The sequence below is a fragment of the Neolewinella antarctica genome (assembly GCF_011927835.1).
GTDB lineage: Bacteria > Bacteroidota > Bacteroidia > Chitinophagales > Saprospiraceae > Neolewinella > Neolewinella antarctica.
Genome location: NZ_JAATJH010000002.1, coordinates 1,155,077 through 1,161,505 on the forward strand (window position 1 = coordinate 1,155,077; position 6,429 = coordinate 1,161,505).

General features: G+C 54.4%; 8 protein-coding genes and 2 tRNA genes. 9 read left to right on the top strand and 1 reads right to left on the bottom strand.

All coding sequences use genetic code 11. The features are described from left to right. Window positions 1-9 precede the first annotated feature (9 nt). Window positions 10-576, top strand: a complete 567-nt coding sequence (locus GGR27_RS09835; RefSeq protein WP_168037240.1) for a nitroreductase family protein — start codon at window positions 10-12, stop codon at window positions 574-576. Window positions 577-804: 228 nt separating this feature from the next. On the opposite strand, the gene GGR27_RS09840 is transcribed toward GGR27_RS09835, so the two are convergent. After that, window positions 805-1,356 (bottom strand): Dps family protein, encoded by a 552-nt coding sequence (locus GGR27_RS09840; protein ID WP_168037241.1) that lies wholly within the window; start codon window positions 1,354-1,356, stop codon window positions 805-807. Window positions 1,357-1,575: 219 nt separating this feature from the next. Between GGR27_RS09840 and GGR27_RS09845 the strand changes: the two genes are divergently transcribed. The 8 genes from GGR27_RS09845 to GGR27_RS09880 all read left to right on the top strand — a co-directional run bounded on the left by GGR27_RS09845 (window position 1,576) and on the right by GGR27_RS09880 (window position 6,173). Next, window positions 1,576-2,400 (top strand): glutamine amidotransferase-related protein, encoded by an 825-nt coding sequence (locus tag GGR27_RS09845; RefSeq protein ID WP_245184516.1) that lies wholly within the window; start codon window positions 1,576-1,578, stop codon window positions 2,398-2,400. A 224-nt stretch (window positions 2,401-2,624) separates the two neighbouring features. Continuing rightward, window positions 2,625-2,701: transfer RNA gene (locus tag GGR27_RS09850), tRNA-Arg, on the top strand. A 210-nt stretch (window positions 2,702-2,911) separates the two neighbouring features. After that, on the top strand, window positions 2,912-3,172 hold the full coding sequence (gene rpmB / locus GGR27_RS09855; protein WP_168037242.1) for a 50S ribosomal protein L28: 261 nt from the start codon (window positions 2,912-2,914) through the stop codon (window positions 3,170-3,172). Between the two features lie 66 nt (window positions 3,173-3,238). Beyond that, window positions 3,239-3,427: a 50S ribosomal protein L33 gene (rpmG, locus tag GGR27_RS09860; protein ID WP_168037243.1), complete on the top strand. Its 189-nt coding sequence runs from the start codon at window positions 3,239-3,241 to the stop codon at window positions 3,425-3,427. Between the two features lie 63 nt (window positions 3,428-3,490). Then, complete coding sequence (locus GGR27_RS09865; protein ID WP_168037244.1) at window positions 3,491-3,664, top strand: DUF4295 family protein; 174 nt, start codon at window positions 3,491-3,493, stop codon at window positions 3,662-3,664. Window positions 3,665-4,017: 353 nt separating this feature from the next. After that, window positions 4,018-5,106 (top strand): peptide chain release factor 2, encoded by a 1,089-nt coding sequence (prfB, locus tag GGR27_RS09870; protein ID WP_168037245.1) that lies wholly within the window; start codon window positions 4,018-4,020, stop codon window positions 5,104-5,106. An 82-nt stretch (window positions 5,107-5,188) separates the two neighbouring features. Then, entirely contained in the window at window positions 5,189-5,590 is a 402-nt protein-coding gene (locus GGR27_RS09875; protein ID WP_168037246.1) for a GlcG/HbpS family heme-binding protein, read from the top strand. Between the two features lie 492 nt (window positions 5,591-6,082). Then, window positions 6,083-6,173 (top strand) — tRNA-Ser (locus tag GGR27_RS09880). Window positions 6,174-6,429 lie beyond the last annotated feature (256 nt).

Consider the following 6,429-nt stretch of genomic DNA (forward strand, 5'->3'; position numbering starts at 1 on the left):
TATACCACCATGAACGTTCCCCCGCACGTCGCCAACCGGCGATCCGTCTTTCCGCAATTTTTTACGGATCGAGCAGTCTCCCGCGCTACGATCGATACCCTGCTGGAAGCCGCCAACCTCGCACCCAGCCACCGTAAGACGGAGCCGTGGCGCTACCGCGTGTACACGGGTAAAGGAAAGCAAACGCTGCTCCGGGAAATGCAGACTACTTACGAAAACTTGAACGGTACGGAAACGTGGACTGAAAAGCTAGCCAATAAATTCGGGAAGAAGCTGGAGCAGTCTCCGGTCGTCCTGGTCATCTTTTTGAGTCGCGACCCCGCCGCGTCCGTTCCGGAATGGGAGGAAGTAGCCGCCGTCGGGGCCTCGGTTACCAACCTCTGGAATAGCCTGGCGGATTTTAACCTGGGGGGATACTGGTCGAGCCCCGGCTTCCTGTGTGGAGATTACGGGGCGTACCCGGGTACGCCGGCCAATCATCGCTGCCTGGGCATGTTTTACCTCGGTTATCACGAAGCGCCGGAATTACCCCGGCCGCGCGGAGGTTGGGCCGAAAAGGTGACCTACGTCGGTTAGGCGGGCGAAATTTTCTTCGGTATGGCGTGTAAAGGCCGTTTAGCGAATGATTTTGTGGTGAGGCCACGCTGATGGAGGCTCGAATTTCTTCGGTTACGCTCAGCAGGTCAGCGCGCGATGGAATAAAAAAAGCTACCAACCCAGCCTGGGTTGGTAGCTTTTAATTTTAGAATCGCACGCTCACCAACGGGCCTTTACCGACGGTGAAAGTTGTGTGACGATTGAATGCTAATTCTTAACCGCGTTCTCGTTGTGAAGGAAGCCGATGGAAAGGCTGTCTTCACCCAGGAAGTGCTCGAGGTGGTGTGCACGATCTTCGATTTTGAAAAGGAAGCCTTCCAGCATGCTCTTCGTGCCGAAGTCGTCGTGCTTGATGCACAACTTGATGGACTTGCGGAATTCCACCGCGATCGTACGTTCCGCTTTCATGTCGTTCTCGAGTGACTCACGGATGTGTAGTACGTCTTCCTTCTCCTGCTCGACGTAGGACAATTTTTGGTACTTATCCAAGCGCGTGGACGGTGTGTAACCCAGTAGGGTCATCCGCTCGGCCACGGCATCTAATTGGAGATTGACTTCTTCGTAGTGCTCCTGAAGGAACAAGTGAATGTCGCGGAACTGAGGGCCTTCCACCATCCAGTGGTGTTTGTGGTACTGCGCGTACATGACCCAGAGAGCGGCCAGGTGACGATCCAGATCGTGACTGATTTCCTCACAGGCTTTATCGGACAAACCGACGGGGTTTCCTTCGTACGTACTCTTCTTGCGTAATTTTTGCATAATTATTTTTGGTTTGATTTACGGTAACGTAACGGCGGGGTAGGGGGGCGGTGTTCGTCACGGCAGCGTAAATGACCCCGATGACGTTAGGCTTTTGTTACCGCACGGTACTCCGAAAACTTCATTACCTTTCCCACGTTGTCCCGTCTCAACAACAACCACACCCCACCTCTTATCACTTGACTTGCGGACTTCTACCCCCTACTAAAAAAACCAGTTATGAGTAAATTGAAACTAGCCATCCTCGATCTGTACAACGGGATCCCAAACCAGGGGATGCGCTGCATCAAGACGATCGTGGAGTCGATGGCCGACCGTATTGAATACGACGTTTTTGACGTTCGCCAAACCGGCGCCACGCCCGACCTCACTTACGACATCTACATCAGTTCGGGCGGGCCGGGCCACCCCATCGACGGTGACGGCGTTGAAAACTGGGAAGCTAACTGGAACGGTTGGTTGGACACACTTTATAACCACAATAAGAACAACGACCGGAAGAAGCACGTCTTTTTCATCTGCCACAGTTTTCAGATGGCCGTGCACCACTTCAGGCTGGCGACCATCACCAAACGCAAGGGGATTAGTTTCGGTACCTTCCCCATGTACCCGGAGGCCGTGGGCGCGCAGGATCCCATCTTCAAAAATTTAGAGGACCCGTTCTGGGCCGCTGACTTCCGCCGTTACCAGGCCGTCCAGCCCGACGAGGACCGCTTCCGCGACTTGGGTGCTGAAATCTTGGTCCTCGAAAAGGATCGCCCGCACGTCGATCTCGAGCGTGCCATCATGGCCGTGCGTTGGACGCCCGAAATCGTCGGTGTTCAATTTCACCCCGAGGCCGACCCCGACGGGATGCTGACGCACTTTAGCCGGCCCGACATCAAGCAGGAAGTCATTACTGACCACGGCAGGGATAAATGGTTACAGATGATGGAGGATCTCTCTCACCCCGAACGGATCACGTTGACGCACGATCACGTCATCCCTACGTTCCTGCGCCAGGCCATTGCTGAGCTGTCTCCCCAAAAAGTCGAGCAACTGTAGGTTTTATTCAATGTCTACGTAGGCTGCTTCCGCGGCTCAGTTTTAGGGGCGCGGTCGCGGGTGCGGAGATCTTTAGGAAGGGCGGTGTGCTGGTTGGTCCAGACCGCAATGTGGCCGCCCGAGCGAGGGCGCTGGCGCCGCAACTATTTTTGAAAGAAAAGACATGTACCTCTTGCAAGGAAAATAAACCTTGCTTACCTTTGCACCCGCAATACAAAAGCACTGGCTGCGTAGCTCAACTGGATAGAGTACCTGACTACGAATCAGGCGGTTCCAGGTTCGACCCCTGGCGCGGTCACCAGGCTTTCCGGAAGTTTTTCGGAAGTAGTAAAGCTAGAGCAGGAGGCGTTGTTTCCGAACAACGCCTCCTCTCTTTCTCACATAAGTTACCTTTGAAGCGAGCTTCGGCTCCGCGATTTGGGGGAGACTTGCGGGGAAAAATCCCTTACGGCAGGCTTCGGTCTGCTTTTTTATTACCGGCCACCGCGCCAGTCTCTAAAAATTTCTAGCGATGTCTAAAGTCTGCAAACTCACGGGTAAGAAGCCCATCAGTGGTAACAACGTTTCCCACTCCAACCGTAAGACGAAGCGTCGCTTCATTCCCAACATTCAGACGAAGAAGTTTTTCGTCCCCGAGACGGGCGAATTCGTGACCCTGCGTATTTCAACCTCCGCCATGCGGACGGTCAACAAGCTGGGCGTCATGGCGTACGTCAAAAAGTTAGAGGCCAAAGGCATCAAGACCGGTGTCAAATTTCAGAAGGCGCTTTAGGAAGCCCCGGATACAAAGCGCACAGCGCGTCTAACCAGGCCGCAGGCCGTTTAAAACTCTACAACAATGGCTAAGAAAAGCAAAGGTAATCGCAACCTGATCGTCTTGGAGTGCACCGAGCACAAGACCAGCGGTCTTCCCGGCACCAGCCGCTACGTTACCCAGAAGAACCGGAGAAACTCTCCCGACCGTCTGGAACTCAAAAAGTACAATCCGATCATGCGGAAGATTACCGTCCACCGCGAGATCAAGTAATAAATAACCTATCCGCTTCGGCACTGGTGATCCAGACCGTTAAGGATACCAAACCACTATACCATGGCTAAAGTATCGAAGAACTCCCGGGTAGCTAACCGTGCTGCCAATGCCGGTTCCGGCCGTGATTACGTCAAAGTAATTAAGTCCATCAAGAACCCCGAAAACGGCGCTTATTCCTACAAGGAAGTAATTATCCACAAGGACAAAGTGGCCGAATTCATGAAAGCGAACTAAGCTTTCTGAAATCGTCCAATCGAGCTCGGGCAGCCCAACACTACTTTCGTGGTGTTGGGCTGTTCTACGTTTGGGGAAGTACGGCGAAATAGTAAAAAATAAGAAAGAGCCTACCGCATCGGATACGGTAACACGCTCCGAGCGTAAATACTCTTACGGAGCTCATGCACCGGTGTTGTTGCCCCCCGAAGTCACTGTGTGTTCGACCGGTGCAGCCAGCACACGCTCGCCGTTTACGACTGGGGAAGTATGCATACTTGAGCCTTCCCTCCCATACACCCTACATCCCGCGACCGCGCCCCCTGGCCCCGTCCTACGTCGTACTTTTGCGCCCCGTAACCGACCCCGCACCCATGACAACCGACCAGCTAAAAGAATTGAACGATCGCCTCGAACTGCTTCGTGGTTACCTCGACGTGGAGAAACGTAGCTTTCAGATCGAAGACCTGACGCAGCAAAGCCTTAATCCGGATTTTTGGAACGACAGCAAAGCGGCCGAGGGCGTGATGAAGCAACTGCAGAGCCACCGGAATTGGGTCAAGCAGTACGAATCCGTTGCCGAAAAAGTTGAAGAACTGGAGATTTTGCAGGAATTTCTGAAGGACGGAGAGGGTAGTGAGGAAGAGCTCGAGAAAAGGTACGAAACCGCGGTAGAAACGGTGGATGACGCTGAATTCCGCGCGACGCTGAACCGTCCGGAAGACGAGTTGGGCGCCATTCTCGAAATCAACGCCGGTGCTGGCGGTACGGAGGCCAATGACTGGGCGGAGATGCTGTTGCGGATGTACTCGATGTACTGCGAAAAACATGCCGGCCACAAGATCAGCATGGCCAACCGCCAGGACGGAGACGCCGCCGGCATCAAGTCGGCGACGATGGAAATCAACGGTGATTTTGCCTACGGGATGATGAAGGGGGAGAACGGCGTCCACCGCCTCGTGCGCATTAGCCCCTTTAACGCCCAGGGGAAACGACAGACCAGTTTCGCTTCCGTATTCGTCCACCCGCTCGTTGACGATACCATCGAGGTAGAGATTAACCCCGCCGACCTGAAGTGGGATACGTTCCGCGCTTCCGGTGCCGGGGGACAGCACGTTAACAAGACGGAATCCGCCGTCCGGGTGACCCACGCACCCACCGGAATTGTCGTAGAATGCCAGGACGAACGGAGCCAGCACAAGAACCGCGACCGCGCCATGAAGATGCTCCGTAGCCGCATCTACGAACTGGAACTAGAGAAACAACGCGCGGAAAGGGAAGAGTTGGAGTCCGGTAAGACCGCCAACGAGTGGGGTAGCCAGATCCGCTCCTACGTTCTCGACGACCGCCGCGTCAAAGATCACCGCACCGGTTGGCAAACCAGCCAGACGGATGCGGTGCTGGACGGTGACCTGGAAGGATTTCTTAAAGCATTTTTACGCTGGGACGGCGAAGCAAAGTAGACCGGCAGCGAACAATCACCACCCGAACGCTTATTGAGCAGACGATATAAGCCGTATCCTAACCTCCAAAAAGAAACCACCCATGGGCATTACCCTACTGAGCGCCGAGAAGATCATCCAAGCCGCGAAAGAAAAGTGCGGTGAGATGAACGTCAAGATGAACATTGCCGTCGTCGACGCCGGCGCGAACTTAGTTGCCTTCGTTCGCATGGACGGTGCCTGGCTCGGGTCGGCGGACATTGCCGTCAAAAAAGCTAAAACAGCTCGGTATTTTGATTTTCCAACGGGGGAAATCGGCAAACTTTCCCAACCCGGTGGCTCCCTGTTCGGTATCGAACACTCCAACGGCGGGTTGATCTCCTTCCCCGGTGGTATCCCGCTGAAGGATGGCTCCGGAAACGTCGTTGGCGCAATCGGTGTCAGTGGTAGCACGGTGGAGGACGATCACGCCGTGGCGGAAGCGGGCGTTGCGGCTCTGAATTAAGGGGAATTTTACCGTCCTCTACTCTCCGTCGCTTGTAGAAGTCAGGAAACGTACGTACGTAGTGTATAGCTTCCGCCGTTTTGAGGTTCGTTCTCTCCACGGACCGCTACTTTTTTCTTCGGGTAAAATGCTACTGGCGAAGCGATTAGAATTAGCCGGCGGCGCATAAGAGAAACTTTTAATAAAAATTACGAGCTCAGAGCTTTCACAAGTCACTTTAGTCACGTAAATTTGCGACCGCTTAGGGAAATGAGCGCAGCTAATGCAACTTCCCCATCTCGCAATGGCTTGATGATTTTGAGTGAAAGTTTTATACCCGCACACGTGGGTGAGTGGCTGACTGCCTCAGGCAGCCGCACAGCGCAACCAACGGGTTGCTCTTTATTTTCATTAAGTTTTATACCCGGAGACGTGGGTGAGTGGCTGACTGCCTCAGGCAGCCGCACAGCGCAACCAACGGGTTGCTCTTTATTATCGTTAAGTTTTATACCCGGAGACGTGGGTGAGTGGCTGAAACCACCGGTTTGCTAAATCGACGTACCCTTACCGGGTACCGCGGGTTCGAATCCCGCCGTCTCCGCCACAAGTAGTGGTGATTGCAGGATAGTACCCTTACCGGGTGCTGCGGGTTCGACTCGCAGAGCAGCGTAGCTCATCCCGCCGTCTCCGCCACAAGTAGTGGTGATTGTAGGATAGTACCCTTACTGGGTACCGCGGGTTCGACTCGCAGAGCAGCGTAGCTCATCCCGCCGTCTCCGCCACAAGTAGTGGTGATTGCAGGATAGTACCCTTACCGGGTGCTGCGGGTTCGACTCGCAGAGCAGCGTAGCTCATCCCGC